The sequence below is a fragment of the Diaphorobacter nitroreducens genome (assembly GCF_002214645.1).
Taxonomy (GTDB): domain Bacteria; phylum Pseudomonadota; class Gammaproteobacteria; order Burkholderiales; family Burkholderiaceae_C; genus Diaphorobacter; species Diaphorobacter nitroreducens.
This window is the reverse complement of sequence record NZ_CP016278.1, coordinates 3,966,447-3,980,407: the sequence shown is the minus strand read 5'-3', so window position 1 is coordinate 3,980,407 and position 13,961 is coordinate 3,966,447. Positions and strand designations below refer to the sequence as shown.

At 66.5% G+C, this 13,961-nt stretch carries 17 protein-coding genes; 10 read left to right on the top strand and 7 right to left on the bottom strand.

Annotated features, from left to right (window positions below; all coding sequences use genetic code 11):
* Positions 1-52: 52 nt before the first annotated feature.
* Complete coding sequence (gene nadA / locus BA022_RS18620) at positions 53-1,177, bottom strand: quinolinate synthase NadA (RefSeq protein ID WP_088888670.1); 1,125 nt, start codon at positions 1,175-1,177, stop codon at positions 53-55.
* 79 nt (positions 1,178-1,256) lie between these two features.
* Positions 1,257-2,135 carry a carboxylating nicotinate-nucleotide diphosphorylase gene (nadC, locus tag BA022_RS18615; protein ID WP_088888429.1) on the bottom strand — a complete coding sequence of 293 codons (879 nt, stop codon included), beginning with the start codon at positions 2,133-2,135 and terminating at the stop codon, positions 1,257-1,259.
* Between the two features lie 65 nt (positions 2,136-2,200).
* Between nadC and panB the strand changes: the two genes are divergently transcribed.
* Together panB and panC are read left to right on the top strand one after the other, a co-directional pair.
* Positions 2,201-3,082 carry a 3-methyl-2-oxobutanoate hydroxymethyltransferase gene (gene panB, locus BA022_RS18610; RefSeq protein ID WP_011806597.1) on the top strand — a complete coding sequence of 294 codons (882 nt, stop codon included), beginning with the start codon at positions 2,201-2,203 and terminating at the stop codon, positions 3,080-3,082.
* 16 nt (positions 3,083-3,098) lie between these two features.
* Positions 3,099-3,971 carry a pantoate--beta-alanine ligase gene (gene panC, locus BA022_RS18605; protein WP_088888428.1) on the top strand — a complete coding sequence of 291 codons (873 nt, stop codon included), beginning with the start codon at positions 3,099-3,101 and terminating at the stop codon, positions 3,969-3,971.
* 310 nt (positions 3,972-4,281) lie between these two features.
* Here the strand turns inward: panC and BA022_RS18600 are convergent, their stop codons facing one another.
* The 4 genes from BA022_RS18600 to BA022_RS18585 all read right to left on the bottom strand — a co-directional run bounded on the left by BA022_RS18600 (position 4,282) and on the right by BA022_RS18585 (position 6,616).
* Positions 4,282-5,274, bottom strand: coding sequence for an NAD(P)H-dependent glycerol-3-phosphate dehydrogenase (locus BA022_RS18600; RefSeq protein WP_088888427.1), 993 nt, complete (start codon positions 5,272-5,274; stop codon positions 4,282-4,284).
* 72 nt (positions 5,275-5,346) lie between these two features.
* A complete protein-coding gene (gene secB / locus BA022_RS18595; RefSeq protein ID WP_011806600.1) occupies positions 5,347-5,799 on the bottom strand; it encodes a protein-export chaperone SecB in 453 nt (150 codons plus the stop codon).
* Positions 5,800-5,900: 101 nt separating this feature from the next.
* Positions 5,901-6,158 carry a glutaredoxin 3 gene (grxC, locus tag BA022_RS18590; RefSeq protein ID WP_011806601.1) on the bottom strand — a complete coding sequence of 86 codons (258 nt, stop codon included), beginning with the start codon at positions 6,156-6,158 and terminating at the stop codon, positions 5,901-5,903.
* 50 nt (positions 6,159-6,208) lie between these two features.
* Positions 6,209-6,616 carry a rhodanese-like domain-containing protein gene (locus BA022_RS18585; protein WP_047349768.1) on the bottom strand — a complete coding sequence of 136 codons (408 nt, stop codon included), beginning with the start codon at positions 6,614-6,616 and terminating at the stop codon, positions 6,209-6,211.
* Between the two features lie 73 nt (positions 6,617-6,689).
* Between BA022_RS18585 and gpmA the strand changes: the two genes are divergently transcribed.
* The 4 genes from gpmA (at position 6,690) to BA022_RS18565 (ending at position 10,335) form a co-directional block, all read left to right on the top strand.
* Positions 6,690-7,433, top strand: a complete 744-nt coding sequence (gpmA, locus tag BA022_RS18580; RefSeq protein WP_088888426.1) for a 2,3-diphosphoglycerate-dependent phosphoglycerate mutase — start codon at positions 6,690-6,692, stop codon at positions 7,431-7,433.
* 114 nt (positions 7,434-7,547) lie between these two features.
* Positions 7,548-8,984: a S41 family peptidase gene (locus BA022_RS18575; protein ID WP_015914140.1), complete on the top strand. Its 1,437-nt coding sequence runs from the start codon at positions 7,548-7,550 to the stop codon at positions 8,982-8,984.
* A gap of 67 nt (positions 8,985-9,051) precedes the next feature.
* Positions 9,052-9,816 (top strand): HesA/MoeB/ThiF family protein, encoded by a 765-nt coding sequence (locus BA022_RS18570; RefSeq protein WP_088888425.1) that lies wholly within the window; start codon positions 9,052-9,054, stop codon positions 9,814-9,816.
* Positions 9,817-9,924: 108 nt separating this feature from the next.
* The gene (locus BA022_RS18565; protein ID WP_015914142.1) at positions 9,925-10,335 is read left to right on the top strand and encodes a response regulator; all 411 of its coding nucleotides are present in this window, start codon (positions 9,925-9,927) and stop codon (positions 10,333-10,335) included.
* Positions 10,336-10,450: 115 nt separating this feature from the next.
* Here the strand turns inward: BA022_RS18565 and BA022_RS18560 are convergent, their stop codons facing one another.
* Complete coding sequence (locus BA022_RS18560) at positions 10,451-11,083, bottom strand: response regulator (RefSeq protein ID WP_015914143.1); 633 nt, start codon at positions 11,081-11,083, stop codon at positions 10,451-10,453.
* Positions 11,084-11,236: 153 nt separating this feature from the next.
* Here BA022_RS18560 and BA022_RS18555 point away from each other — a divergent pair, with 153 nt between their 5' ends.
* The 4 genes from BA022_RS18555 (at position 11,237) to BA022_RS18540 (ending at position 13,928) form a co-directional block, all read left to right on the top strand.
* Positions 11,237-12,580 carry a sensor histidine kinase gene (locus tag BA022_RS18555; protein ID WP_015914144.1) on the top strand — a complete coding sequence of 448 codons (1,344 nt, stop codon included), beginning with the start codon at positions 11,237-11,239 and terminating at the stop codon, positions 12,578-12,580.
* Between the two features lie 167 nt (positions 12,581-12,747).
* A complete protein-coding gene (locus BA022_RS18550; protein ID WP_011806609.1) occupies positions 12,748-12,912 on the top strand; it encodes a DUF1328 domain-containing protein in 165 nt (54 codons plus the stop codon).
* A gap of 55 nt (positions 12,913-12,967) precedes the next feature.
* Positions 12,968-13,360, top strand: coding sequence for a hypothetical protein (locus tag BA022_RS18545; RefSeq protein WP_011806610.1), 393 nt, complete (start codon positions 12,968-12,970; stop codon positions 13,358-13,360).
* Between the two features lie 22 nt (positions 13,361-13,382).
* Positions 13,383-13,928 (top strand): ferritin-like domain-containing protein, encoded by a 546-nt coding sequence (locus tag BA022_RS18540; RefSeq protein WP_088888424.1) that lies wholly within the window; start codon positions 13,383-13,385, stop codon positions 13,926-13,928.
* Positions 13,929-13,961: the final 33 nt, after the last annotated feature.

Sequence of the window (13,961 nt, the reverse complement as noted above, 5' to 3'; positions counted from 1 at the left end):
CTTATCCATCAAGCGCAAACAGCTACTCAATTTATAGCAATCAAACACCCCGTCAGGCCGCCCCGAAATGCGGCACCAGCGCACCCGCGGGCTGCCCGCTCTTGAGCGCCGCGGTGAAGGCCAGCATGCGGTCGATAGGTTGGCGCGCGCGCGGGATCAGCGCGGGGTCCACATGGATGGCGTTGGCGCCGGTCTCCAGCACGCGCGCCACGTCGGCCAGCCCGTTCATGGCCATCCAGGGGCAATGCGCGCAGCTCTTGCAGGTGGCGCTGTTGCCGGCGGTGGGGGCCTCGTGGAAGGTCTTGCCGGGGTTGAGCCTGCGCAGCTTGTGCATCATGCCGTTGTCGGTGGCGACGATGAACTCGCGCGCGTCCATTTCACGCGCAGCCTGGAGGATGGCGGACGTCGAACCCACGGCGTCGGCCAGGGCCACGACCTCGGGCGGGCTCTCGGGGTGCACGAGCACCTTGGCTTGCGGGTGTTCCTTCTTGAGCAACTCCAGCTCCAGCGCCTTGAACTCGTCGTGCACGATGCATGCACCGTTCCAGAACACCATGTCGGCGCCCGTTTCGCGCTCGATGTAGGCGCCCAGGTGGCGGTCGGGGGCCCACAGGATTCGGTGGCCCGCATCCTTGAGCGCACGCACGATGTCCAGCGCGCAGCTGGACGTGACCAGCCAGTCGGCACGCGCCTTCACGGCGGCGCTGGTGTTGGCGTAGACCACCACCGTGCGGTCGGGGTGCTGGTCGCAGAAAGCACTGAACTCGTCGATGGGGCAGCCCAGGTCCAGCGAGCAGGTCGCGTCCAGGTCGGGCATGAGCACGGTCTTCTCGGGGCTGAGGATCTTGGCCGTCTCGCCCATGAAGCGCACGCCGCTCACCACCAGTGTCTGCGCCGCGTGGTCGCGGCCGAAGCGCGCCATCTCCAGCGAATCGCTGACGATGCCGCCGGTTTCCTCGGCCAGGTCCTGCAGGTCCGGGTGCACGTAGTAGTGCGACACCATCACCGCGTTCTTCTCTTTCAGCAGGCGGCGGATCCTGTCCTTGAGCGCCGCACGCTCGGCGGGCGATAACTCGGGCGGCACACGCGCCCAGGCGTGCTTGGTGGAGCAGGTGGCGCCGTCCGCGCCCGCGAGGGGCTGTTCGTACTCGACGTCCTTGATGGCGGTCGTATTCATGGCAATGCTCTCGCCGCCGGGGCGCGACGGCTTCACGAGGGGGAAACGATTGTCGCGCCTTGGAAGACGCTACGCCGTGTCAGGCCAATTCCTGCAGGCGCATGGAGAAATCCGTGGCCTTCACATCCTTGGTCAGCGTGCCGATGGAGATGCGGTCCACGCCCGTCTCGGCCAGCGCACGCAGGCCTTCCAGCGTGACGCCGCCCGAGATCTCCAGGATGGCGCCCCCGCCCGCATGCGCCGCGTTGATGCGCACGGCCTCGCGCAGCTGTGCCAGCGGCATGTTGTCCAGCAGCACCATCGTCGCGCCCGCATCGAGCGCCTCCTGCAGCTGCGCCAGCGTTTCCACCTCGATCTCGATGAATGCAGCCTGCGCAGCCACCGCCTGGGCGGCCCGCAGCACCGCCGTCACGCCGCCCGCGGCAGCGATGTGGTTTTCCTTGATGAGCACGGCATCGTGCAGGCCGATGCGATGGTTGGTGCCACCGCCCTTGCGCACGGCGTACTTCTGCGCCAGGCGCAGGCCCGGCAGCGTCTTGCGCGTATCCACGATGTGGGCGCGGGTGCCGGCCACGGCATCCACATAGGTGCGCGTCTTGGTGGCTACGGCCGACAGCAGCTGCAGGAAGTTGAGCGCCGTGCGCTCGGCGCTCAGCAGCGCGCGCGCCTGGCCTTCAATCTCCAATACCACCTGGTCGGTAGCGCAGCGCGCGCCCTCGGCCACATGCCAGGTCAGCGTCACACCGGGGTCCAGCGCACGCAGCGCAGCCTCGACCCAAGGAGCGCCGCAGATCACGGCGGCTTCACGCGCCAGGATGCGCGCACGCACGCGGCGCGCGGGGTCGATCAGGCCGGCCGTCAGGTCGCCGCTGCCCACGTCTTCTAGCAGGGCGCGGTCCACATCGGCACGGGCCAGCGCCGCGAGTGCGTCGGCGCCAAACAAGTCTCTCGTCGTCATGGGGCGAGCATAGCCGCATCGCATAGACTCGCCGCACTTTTGCAACCCGACGGATCCCAAGCGCCATGACCGACTCCCCCACCGCCGGCACGCCCTATGGCACGCTGCCGCCCGCGTCGCCGCTGCCCCAGAGGCGCCCCGTGAGCCTGCCCCGCCTGGCGCAGATGCGCGAGGCGGGCGAGAAGATCACCATGCTCACCGCTTACGACGCCACCTTCGCAGCCGTGGCCGACGCCGCGGGCGTGGAGTGCATCCTGGTGGGCGATTCGCTGGGCATGGTCTGCCAGGGCCTGCCCAGCACCGTGGGCGTGACGCTGGAGCACATGGCCTACCACACGGCCAGCGTGGCACGCGGCCTGCACCGCGTACAGGGCACGGCCTGGCTGATCGCCGACCTGCCCTACGGCAGCTATGCCGAGAGCCGCGAGCAAGCGCTGCGCAGTGCCTGCCAGCTCATGCAGGCGGGCGCCCACATGGTCAAGCTCGAAGGCGGCGGCTGGACCGCGCCCACGGTGCAGTTCCTTGTGGAGCGCGGCGTGCCAGTGTGCGCCCACCTGGGCCTCACCCCTCAGACGGTGCACGCCCTGGGCGGCTACCGTGTGCAGGGCAAGGGCGACCAGGCCGCCCAGCAGCTGCGCCGCCAGGCACTGGAGCTGCAGGACGCCGGCGCCGCCATGCTGGTGCTGGAGATGGTGCCGACTCCCCTGGCACGCGACCTCACGCAGGCCCTGCCACGCTGCCACACCATCGGCATCGGCGCGGGCAGCGGCACGGCCGGGCAGGTGCTGGTGATGCACGACATGCTGGGCATCAACCTGGGCAAGAACCCGAAGTTCGTGCACGACTTCATGCGGGACGCGGGCAGCGTGCGCGGCGCCATCGAGGCCTATGTGCAGGCCGTCAAGCAAGGGCGCTTTCCCGACGACGCACTGCACGCCTGGAACTGACCAAACACCTTCACCCATGATCACCGTCCGCACCATTCCCGAACTGCGCGCCGCCATCGCCGCGCATCCCGGCACAGGCCGCCCCGGCAAGGGCCGCCCCGCCTTCGTGCCCACCATGGGCAATCTGCACGACGGCCACATCGCCCTGGTGCGCCAGGCCCGGCCGCTGGGCGACGTGCTGGTCGCCAGCATCTTTGTGAACCGCCTGCAATTCCTCCCGCACGAGGACTTCGACAGCTACCCCCGCACCTGGGAGGCCGATTGCGCCAAGCTGGAGGCCGCGGGCTGCGACATCGTCTTCGCGCCGCGCGAGAGCGATCTCTACCCCGAGCCCCAGACCTTCAAGCTGCAGCCCGACCCGCAACTGGCCGACATCCTGGAAGGGCATTTCCGCCCAGGCTTCTTCACGGGCGTGTGCACCGTGGTCATGAAGCTGTTTTCCGCAGTGTTCTTCGCCAGCGGCGGCGGCACGGCCGTGTTCGGCAAGAAGGACTACCAGCAGCTCATGGTGATCCGCCGCATGGTGCAGCAGTTCGCGCTGCCCGTAGAGGTGGTGGCAGGCGAGACGGCCCGCGCCGACGATGGGTTGGCCCTCAGCTCACGCAACGGCTACCTGAGCACCGCCGAGCGCGGCCAGGCCGTGCAACTGTCCGCGGCGCTGCGCGCGCTGGCCCAGGCGGCGCAGGCACCCGGCGCCCCCCCGCTGGCCGCCCTGGAACAACAGGCTCTGCAGACCCTGGCGCAGCAAGGTTGGGCGCCCGACTACCTCACTGTGCGCCAGCGCCACAATCTTCAGCCCCCCGCTGCAGGCGCAGCCGCCGGTACGCTGGTGGCGCTGGGCGCGGCACGCCTGGGCAGCACGCGGCTGATCGACAACCTGGAATTCTGAGACCGCGCGCGGCGGCAGTCCGTGCGTAGGCGTAGGCGCACTCGCACAAGCACAGGACCGCGATGACCTACGCGGCGTGGCAGCCTGGACGGACATCGGGGCGTCTGGCCCATCGCTAAGGTGAAGGCATGTTTCAACCATCCCTATAGGAGGCGTACATGCCGATCATTCTTTGGCTTCTGGGTGTCCCGCTGAGTATCGTTTTGCTGCTGATGCTGTTCGGTGTCGTGTGACCCAAGCACCCTGAACCGCGCACGACAAAAAGCGGCCTGCGGGCCGCTTTTTGCTGTTCACGGGAGATGTGTACGCATCAATGGCGCTCGACGGTAGGCTCGCGCTCCATGAGCCGGGCCACCGCCTCGGCAGCGCGCAGTTCACCGTCGAGCAGCGCCACGACGCACTCCGCAATGGGCATCTCAACGCCCACCGCGCGCGCGCGCTGTACCACGGTGCGGGCGCTGTACACCCCCTCAGCCACATGGCCCAGCGACTCCACCGCCTGTGCCAAGGTCCGCCCCTCGGCCAGCAACAACCCCACACGGCGGTTGCGCGACAGGTCGCCCGTAGCAGTCAACACCAGATCCCCCAGGCCCGACAGGCCCATGAAGGTCTCGGGCCGCGCGCCCAGGGCAAGGCCTAAGCGGGTCATTTCCGCCAGGCCGCGGGTAATCAATGCCGCACGCGCATTCATCCCCAGTTGCAGCCCGTCACACAGGCCGGTGGCAATCGCCAATACGTTCTTGACCGCACCGCCGACTTCCACGCCTACGATGTCCTCGCTGGCGTACACGCGCAACGCGGGCCCGTGGAAGGCCTGCACCAGCGCATCGCGCACCGTGGCGCGGGGGCTGGCGGCCACCATGGCCGTGGGCTGGGCGGTGGCGACCTCCTGGGCGAAGCTGGGGCCGCTGAACACACCACTGTGCAGCCGCGGTGCGACCTGCGCGCACACTTCATGCGCCATCAGCCCCGTGCCGGCCTCGAAGCCCTTGCACAGCCACGCGATGGGCGCCGCGCAGCCGTCCAGCCGTTCCAGCATGCCGCGCAGCGCCGCCATGGGCGTGCCGACGACGACGAGGTCGGCGTCCGCGGCCAGCGCAGCCATGTCACCCGACGCCACGTGCAGGCCGGGCGGGAACGCAAGGCCGGGCAGGTAGCGCTGGTTCTGCCGCTTCGCCTGCATGGCCTGCGCCTGCTGTGCGTCACGGGCCCACAGCGTCACCTCATGGCAGGCTGCGTGCGCAGCCGCGCTCATGGCCAGGGCAGTGCCCCAGGCGCCTGCGCCAAGGACTACTATTTTCATAGCTACTCGCGCTTGTCAGGCGAGCGCTAGAGCCTTAAATGGCTCTAACACCCGTTACGACCAAGAAGCCGTTTACTGGGCCGTGCTGGTGGCAGCCTCGGCGGCTGCGGCCTGTTGCTGCTCGTACATGGCCTGGAAGTTGATCTCGGCCAGGTGCACGGGCGGAAAGCCCGCACGCGTCACGGTGTCGGCCACGTTGCCGCGCAGGTAGGGGTAGATGATCTGGGGGCAGGCAATGCCGATGATGGCGCCCATCTGGTCCTCGGGCACGTTGCGGATCTCGAAGATGCCGGCCTGCTTGGCCTCCACCAGGAACACGGTCTTGTCCTTGATCTTGGTCTGCACGGTGGCGGTCACGGCCACCTCGAAGATGCCTTCGACCACGGGTGTGGCCTCGACCCCCAGCTGGATGTCCACGCTGGGCTGCTCCTGCTCCAGCAGGATCGCGGGCGAATTGGGCTGCTCCAGCGACAGGTCCTTCAGGTACACGCGCTGAATCTGGAACACGGGGGTTTCTTCGGCCATGGTGGTCTCGGTCTTTCGGTCAAAACAAAGCCCGCCCGGGAGAGGCTCCCGCAGCGGGCAACATGGGGCGCATTATGCAACGCGCCAATGGCGGCAAAGGCTCAGGCGCCCAGCAGCGGCACCAGGCCGCCACGGCTGTCCAAGGCCACGAGGTCGTCATGTCCGCCGACGTGGGTGTCACCAATGAAGATCTGCGGGACGGTGCGCCGGCCGGTGATCTCCATCATGTGCTGGCGCGCGGCGGGGTCGGTGTCCACCCGGATTTCCTCGATCTGCTCCACACCCTTCAGCTTCAGCAATTGCTTGGCGCGGATGCAATAGGGGCACACGGCGGTGGTGTACATCTTCACGGCTTGCATGGGACGGCGACCTTTCTGCGTAACGAACAATGCTGGTAGATGCGGGCGTCTCAGGCCTTTTCAACCGGCAGGTTGGCCTCGCGCCAAGCGGCCAGGCCGCCGGCCAGCGCCTGCGCCTTCTCGTAGCCCAGGCCCTTGGCGATGCCTGCAGCCCGCGAGGCGCGGGCGCCCTTGGCACAGACGAGGATGATGGGCACGGCCTTGTTCTTGGCCACCTGCGGCAGGCGCTCCTGCAACTGCCCCAGCGGGATGTTCTTGGCGCCACCCACGTGGCCCGCGGCGAACTCCTCAGGCTCGCACACGTCGATCACCACCGCCTTCTCACGGTTGATGAGCTGTACGGCCTGCGCCGTGCCCAGGGTACCGGCCCCGGCCCCCTTGAGGGCCGGCAGCAACAGCATGACGCCCGAGGCCAGCGCGAGGAAGATCAAATACCAATTGTCGAGAACGAAATTCACGGGGTTCCTTGGGGTATGCAAACCGCGCAATTCTAGAATGTCGGGTTTTTGACCTGAAGCCCCAAGGGACACCATGCACAAACTCGTTCTGATCCGCCACGGCGAATCCACGTGGAATCTGGAAAACCGCTTCACCGGCTGGACCGATGTGGATCTGACCCCCACGGGCATCGAGCAGGCCAAGAATGCCGGCCGCCTGCTCAAGGCCGAGGGCTACGAGTTTGACCTGGCCTACACCAGTGTGCTCAAGCGCGCCACGCGCACGCTGTGGCACTGCCTGGACGAGATGGACCGCACCTGGCTGCCCGTGGAGCACAGCTGGCGCCTGAACGAGCGCCACTACGGCGCTCTGCAGGGCCTGAACAAGGCCGACATGGCCAAGCAGTACGGCGACGCGCAAGTGCTGGTGTGGCGCCGCAGCTACGACACGCCGCCGCCGGCCCTGGAGCCCACCGACCCGCGCTGCGAGCGCGGCGACATCCGCTACGCGGGCCTGGCGCCCGAGCAGGTGCCGCTGACCGAGTGCCTCAAGGACACGGTGGCGCGCGTGCTGCCCTACTGGAACGAAGCCATCGCGCCAACGATCCGCTCGGGCAAGCGTGTGCTGATCGCAGCGCACGGCAACTCCATCCGCGCGCTGGTCAAGTACCTGGACGGCATCTCCGACCAAGACATCGTGGGCCTGAACATTCCCAACGGCATTCCGCTGGTGTACGAGCTGGACGCGGAACTCAAGCCCCTGCGCCACTACTACCTGGGCGACGCCGAGGCCGCCGCCAAGGCCGCCGCCGCCGTGGCCGCGCAGGGCAAGGCCTGAGCCGCCGCTTCTGGAAAGCGTAGCGCGGTCTTGCTTGAAAAATAGGCAGATCCTGAAGGAACTGCCCAGGCCGCAGCCCTTCCAAGGTGTATATTGAATCGGTAGAGGTGTTCTATGGGCCACAAACTCAAAATTGCTGGATGGATATCGGTGGGCGTGGTGGCCGGAGCGCTCACGACCGTCTCGCTGCAGACCGTGGCACGCGGCGCCATGACCCCGCTGCCGCTGGAGGAGATTCAGCAGCTCTCGGCCGTGTTCGGCCTGATCAAGACCGACTATGTAGAGCCGGTCGATGACCGCAAGCTCATCACCGATGCCATCGGTGGCATGGTCGCCAGCCTCGATCCGCATTCGCAGTACTTCGACAAGAAGTCGTTCAAGGAATTCCGCGAAGGCACCACTGGCCGCTTCGTGGGCGTGGGCATCGAGATCACCCAGGAAGACGGCCTGATCAAGATCGTCTCGCCCATTGAGGGCTCCCCCGCCGACCGCGCGGGGCTCAAGACCAACGACCTCATCACGAAAATCGACGATACGGCCGTGAAGGGCCTGTCCCTCAACGACGCGGTCAAGCGCATGCGCGGCGAGCCGAACACGCAGGTGACGCTGACCATCCTGCGCCGCGACGAGAGCCGCAGCTTTCCTGTCACGATCACGCGCGAGGAGATCAAGACCCAATCGGTCAAGGGCAAGATCATCGAGCCGGGCTACGCCTGGATCCGCCTGTCGCAGTTCCAGGAGCGCACGGTGGACGACTTCGTGCGCAAGGTCGAAGAGGTCTACAAGCAGGATCCCCGCCTCAAGGGGCTGGTGCTGGATCTGCGCAACGACCCCGGCGGCCTGCTGGATGCGGCCGTGGCCGTGTCGGCTGCCTTCCTGCCGGAGAACGTGACGGTGGTCTCCACCAACGGCCAGCTGGCCGAGAGCAAGGCCACCTTCAAGGCCTCGCCCGAGTTCTATCTGCGCCGCGGCAGCGGCGACCCGCTCAAGCGCCTGCCCGCCGCCATCAAGACCGTGCCCCTGGTGGTGCTGGTCAACGAAGGCTCGGCTTCGGCCAGCGAGATCGTCGCGGGGGCGCTGCAAGACCACAAGCGCGCCACCATCATGGGCAGCCAGACCTTCGGCAAGGGCTCGGTGCAAACCGTGCGGCCGCTGGGCCCCGACACGGGCATCAAGCTCACGACGGCGCGCTACTACACGCCGTCGGGCAAATCGATCCAGGCCAAGGGGATCGTGCCAGACGTCATGCTCGACGAGACCGCCGAGGGTGACATCTACGCATCGCTGCGCATGCGCGAAGCCGACCTGGAAAAACACCTGACCAGCGGCCAGGGCGAGGAAGCGAAGGACGCCGGCCGCGAGAAGGCGCGCGAGGAGGCCCGCAAGCGCCTCGAGGAAGAGGCCAAGAAGCCCGTGTCCGAGCGCAAGCTGCCCGAGTACGGTTCGGACAAGGACTTCCAGCTCAGCCAGGCACTCAACCAGCTCAAGGGCCGCACCGTGCTGGCCAGCAAGACCCTCACGGAACGCAAGGAAGAGAAGAAGGACAACTGACGCTGTCTTTCTTGGCAACCAGGCCGGGACTCCCGCGGAGCCCGGCCTTTTTCACGCCCACCACCCCATGAACGACGATCAACTGCTGCGCTATTCCCGCCACATCCTGCTCGACGAGATCGGTATCGAGGGGCAGGAACGCATCCTGGCAGCCCACGTACTCGTCATCGGTGCCGGCGGTCTGGGCTCGCCGGCCGCGCTGTTTCTCGGCTCCGCAGGCGTGGGGACCCTGACGCTGGTGGACGACGACGTGGTGGACCTCACGAACCTGCAGCGCCAGATCGCCCATACCACGGCGCGCGTCGGCACGCCCAAGGTCGACTCCGCGGCCCAGGCCGTGCAGGCCATCAACCCCCTGGTTTCAGTGCGCACCGTGCGCCAGCGTGTGGACGCAGCCGCGCTGGATGGGCTGGTCAACGCCGCAGACGTGGTGCTCGACTGCACGGACAACTACCAGACGCGCCAGGCCATCAACGCCGCGTGCGTACGCCAACGCAAGCCCCTGGTGGCAGGCGCGGCCATCCGCTTCGACGGGCAGATTTCCGTGTACGACCCCCGCCGGGATGACACGCCCTGCTATGCCTGCCTGTTCTCTCCCACCGCCCGTTTTGAGGAGGTGCAATGCGCCACCATGGGCGTGTTCGCGCCCATGGTCGGCATCATCGGCACCATGCAGGCGGCCGAGGCGCTCAAGCTGCTTGTGGGGGTCGGAAGCTCGCTCGCTGGCCGGCTGCTGATGCTGGACGGGCGCGACATGCAGTGGACCGAAGTGCGCACCCAGCGCGACCCGGATTGCCCCGTGTGCGGATCCCTGCACGCGCCGGCCGGGTAGGAATGCACCTACGGGCACTGCACCCGGCTGCTGGCAGAATCCGCCAGCCTGTTTTCATACAGTAGCGCCGATGCCCTATTTTTCGTTCCCGGCCGAACAGGAAGCACCGTGAAACTGCGCACGTACATCGTCGAAGACAACGCCACCATCCGCGAAAACCTGATCGGAACGCTCGAAGAACTGGCGGAGGTGGAAGCCGTCGGCATCGCCGAGACGGAGGACGAGGGCAAGGAGTGGCTTACCTCGCACACCTCCCAGTGGGACCTGGCCATCGTGGACCTGTTCCTGCGCCAAGGCAGCGGGCTGGGCGTGCTGGCCGCCTGCCGCAACCGCCTTTCAGCGCAGAAGATGGTGGTGCTGAGCAACTATGCGACACCCGACGTGCGCATGCGCTGTGCGCAGTTGGGGGTGGACGCCGTGTTTGACAAATCCAACGAGATCGAGGCGCTGGTGGACTATTGCATCGAACACAGCAACAGCACGCAGCGGGCAGCCGCCAGTTCAGCGGCCACCAATTGAACGCGCTGCGCGAGCCCATCTGCACTTTGACACGCGCCCATCCTTACTCTCAAACCTCTGCACAAAGCACAAGGGCCAGTCAGTGACTGGCCCTTGTGCTTCGTGCGCTTTGCGTTCAATCGATGAGCTTGTTCTTGAGCGCGTAGTACGTCAGATCGCTGTTGGAGGACAGCCCCATCTTTTCCATGAGCCGCGTGCGGTAGGTGCTCACGGTCTTCACGCTCAGCGACAGCGACTTGGCGATGTCACCCGCCGTCTCGCCCTTGGCCAGCTTGAGGAACACCTGGAACTCGCGCTCCGACAGCTGCTCGTGGGGCGGCGCATCGTCCTTGCGGTTGAGCTGCTGGGCCAGCAGGTCGGCTACGGACGGGGTCAGGTAGCGGCGCCCCAGGGCGATGGTGCGGATGGCCTCGACGATCTCCTTGGGCTCGCATTCCTTGTTCAGATAGCCGCTCGCACCCTGGCGGATCAGATTGATCGCATAGTGCTCCTCGGGGTAGCCGCTGAGGATAAGAATGCCCATGTCAGGCGCCTTGGCGCGCAGCATGGCCAACGCATCCAAGCCGCTCTGGCCGGGCATGGACAGGTCCATCACCAGGACGTCGATCTCGTGAACGCGCACCAGATCGATGGCTTCCCTGCCGTTGCTTGCCTCGCCAACGACCCGCAGGTCCACATGTTCCGAGAGAAATTGGCGCAGCCCGGCACGGACTATCGCATGGTCATCCACAATGCCAATCTTGATCATTGAGCCTTCTTTCAAGAGGAGAGCGCCTTGCTCCCCGGTAAGGTATGGTCTGAAGATCTGCCCATCTGCTCTGCATTGCACTAGCATGGCAGCGCAGGCCGATGATATGCATTTTCAACCGTGCCCTGCCAGTCCCCTTGGAGAAGCCCAAGCATGAGTTGGTCCCGTTTGCGCAAGATCGCCGTCAGTCTGCCGCTGGCATTGCTGGCTGTGGCCCTGCTGGTCGGCATCAACGAAACCGGGTACATGCGCTCGCACGCGGCCGTGGGCGACCTGGCCCGCTCGCACGCCACACGCGCCGCGCTCGACCGGCTGCTGCAGAACATGCTCAACGCCGAGACGGGGCTGCGCGGCTACCTGCTCACCGGCGACGAGCGCTATCTGCAGCCCTACGAGCAGGCGGTCGCCACCATCAATACCAACCTTGATGAGCTGCGCCAGACCTACCGGCACGCACCGCAGGACCTGGACGACTTTTCCCAGCTGTCGCAGCAGATCACGCGCAAGCTTTCCGAACTCGACCTCAGCCTCAAGCTGCGCCGCCAGGACAACGACGACGCCTGGAAGTTCGTGCTCTCCACCGACGTGGGCAAGGAGAACATGGATGCCATCCGGGCGATCGCAGCGCGACTGGTGGCGCGCAGCGCCCAGCAAACGGAACACAGCACGCAGGAGATCCTGCATTCGCTGATGCTCTCGCGCATCGGCATCGCCGCCGTGGCGGTGGTGGGGCTGCTGGCGTTCTACCTGTACCTGCGCCAGACCAGCGCCTTGCAGGCTGCGCATGCGCGCGAGCAGGAGGTGTTGGCGCGCGAACGCGACCGACTGGAGCAGTTGGTACGTGAACGCACTGCCGCGCTCTCCGAGTTGGCCAGCCATCTGCAGCAAGTGCGCGAGGAAGAGCGCGCACACCTGGCGCGCGAGCTGCACGACGAGCTGGGTGCTTTGCTCACGGCCGCCAAGCTGGACGTGGCGCGCCTGAAGTCGCGCATCGATTTGCACACCCCCGAGAACGCCGAGCGCGTGCAGCACCTCACCGAGACGCTCAACAGCGGCATCGCGCTCAAGCGGCGCATCATCGAGGACCTGCGCCCTTCGTCGCTCTCCAATCTCGGGCTCACCACGTCGCTGGAAATCCTCACGCGCGACTTCGCGCAGCGCAGCAACCTGCAGATAGACACCAGCCTGGAGTCCGCCAAGCTGTCCGACGCAGCGCAGCTCACCGTCTACCGGCTGGTGCAGGAGTCGCTGACCAACATCAGCAAGTACGCCAACGCGCGCAAGGTGCTGGTGTCGGTCCACAGCTATCCCAACCATGTATCGGTACAGGTGCGGGATGACGGCGACGGGTTCGACATCTCAAGCATCGCCCCCGACGCGCATGGTCTGTTCGGCATGCGCCACCGTGTCGAGGCGGCGGGCGGCAAGCTCACGGTCACGTCCACGCCCGGCGAGGGCACCCTGGTCAGCGCCGTGCTGCCGCACACGCTCACCTGACGCGTTCGCAGCCCTGCGTCCGGGCTGCTCATCTGATCGGTGGCGTCCTACAGCGGGGTGCGCCAGCCACCGGCACTCATGTAACGCCAGCCTCCCTACAGTCAAGCCATGTGCTCAGGCGCATTCGCAACCACCCGGCGCACCGCGCCGAAAACAAGGAGCTGGTTATGTTGCATTACGCAGTGGTATTCCTGGTCATCGCCTTGGTGGCCGCCCTGTTCGGATTTGGCGGCATCGCCGCCGGCGCCGTGGGCATCGCGAAGATCCTGTTCTTCGTGTTCGTGATCATGGCGGTTGTGACCTTCGTGCTCAGCTTGTTGAAGAGGGGCTGACGCCCCAGCAACCTGGTCCGCCAGGCAGATGCCACCACAGAAAGGAACTCCCCCAATGACGATCCAAACCACCACCCAGAAGGCGGCAGAGACGGCGCACAACGTGGCCGAAGGCGTGTTCGACAAGGCGTCCGAAACACTGCAGTCCACCCGCCGGATGACCAATGAGTCCATCGACAAGGCCGAGACCCGCATGCAGCGCATGCAAGAGGGCGTGGACCCGATGATCGACGACCTGGCCGCCAAGGCGCAGGACCTGGCCACGCGCGGCATTTCGTACTGCGCGCACACCGGCGAACGCGCGCGGCGCCAGTTTCACCAGGCTGCGGACGCCACGAACCGCTACGTCGCGGAACAACCCGGCAAGTCCCTGCTGATCGCCGCAGCCGCGGGCGCCGCCTTTGCCACTGCGCTGATGTGGACACGCCACCGCAGCGAGCGTTATTGAGACCACCGCAGGAACCGACCCGATGATGCACAGCGATACCCACGCCAGCGCGCTTCAGCTTGACGAAGCCGCGCTGCGCCAGGCAGCCACCGCGGATCTGGACGAAGGCGCCGTGACGCCCGCGTACGGCCCACACCGCGATGCCATCATTGCCCTGCTCAACGACGCTCTGGCGACCGAGTTGGTCTGCGTGATGCGCTACAAGCGGCACTATTTCACGGCGGACGGCCGCGAGTCGCCGGCGATCGCCGCAGAGTTCCTGGTGCACGCCAACGAGGAGGCAGCCCATGCCGATCTGCTCGCCCAACGCATCGTGCAGTTGGGCGGCTCACCGGACTTCTCCCCTTCTACGCTGCTGTCGCGCAGCCATGCGCAATACGATGAGTCGTCCGATTTGCAAGACATGGTGCGCGCCAACCTGGTGGCGGAGCGCATCGCGGTGGAGGCCTATCGCCAGATGATCCAGTTGATCGGCGACAAGGATCCCACCACGCGGCGCATGCTCGAAGGCATCTTGGCCGACGAGGAGGAGCATGCGGATGAACTGAAGGACTGGCTGCACCGCTAGCCTCCCTTTCCCAACCGTTGAGGCCACCGGAGG

Bases quoted from the DNA above. Each gene is read 5' to 3' on its own strand.
- BA022_RS18600 (WP_088888427.1), bottom strand. From the start codon at position 5,274: ATGAAAATAGTAGTCCTTGGCGCAGGCGCCTGGGGCACTGCCCTGGCC.
- gpmA (WP_088888426.1), top strand. From the start codon at position 6,690: ATGCACAAACTCGTTCTGATCCGCCACGGCGAATCCACGTGGAATCTG.
- nadC (WP_088888429.1), bottom strand. From the start codon at position 2,135: ATGACGACGAGAGACTTGTTTGGCGCCGACGCACTCGCGGCGCTGGCC.
- nadA (WP_088888670.1), bottom strand. From the start codon at position 1,177: ATGAATACGACCGCCATCAAGGACGTCGAGTACGAACAGCCCCTCGCG.
- BA022_RS18545 (WP_011806610.1), top strand. From the start codon at position 12,968: ATGACGATCCAAACCACCACCCAGAAGGCGGCAGAGACGGCGCACAAC.
- BA022_RS18570 (WP_088888425.1), top strand. From the start codon at position 9,052: ATGAACGACGATCAACTGCTGCGCTATTCCCGCCACATCCTGCTCGAC.
- BA022_RS18555 (WP_015914144.1), top strand. From the start codon at position 11,237: ATGAGTTGGTCCCGTTTGCGCAAGATCGCCGTCAGTCTGCCGCTGGCA.
- BA022_RS18575 (WP_015914140.1), top strand. From the start codon at position 7,548: ATGGGCCACAAACTCAAAATTGCTGGATGGATATCGGTGGGCGTGGTG.
- panB (WP_011806597.1), top strand. From the start codon at position 2,201: ATGACCGACTCCCCCACCGCCGGCACGCCCTATGGCACGCTGCCGCCC.
- panC (WP_088888428.1), top strand. From the start codon at position 3,099: ATGATCACCGTCCGCACCATTCCCGAACTGCGCGCCGCCATCGCCGCG.
- BA022_RS18560 (WP_015914143.1), bottom strand. From the start codon at position 11,083: ATGATCAAGATTGGCATTGTGGATGACCATGCGATAGTCCGTGCCGGG.
- secB (WP_011806600.1), bottom strand. From the start codon at position 5,799: ATGGCCGAAGAAACCCCCGTGTTCCAGATTCAGCGCGTGTACCTGAAG.
- BA022_RS18540 (WP_088888424.1), top strand. From the start codon at position 13,383: ATGATGCACAGCGATACCCACGCCAGCGCGCTTCAGCTTGACGAAGCC.
- BA022_RS18550 (WP_011806609.1), top strand. From the start codon at position 12,748: ATGTTGCATTACGCAGTGGTATTCCTGGTCATCGCCTTGGTGGCCGCC.
- grxC (WP_011806601.1), bottom strand. From the start codon at position 6,158: ATGCAAGCCGTGAAGATGTACACCACCGCCGTGTGCCCCTATTGCATC.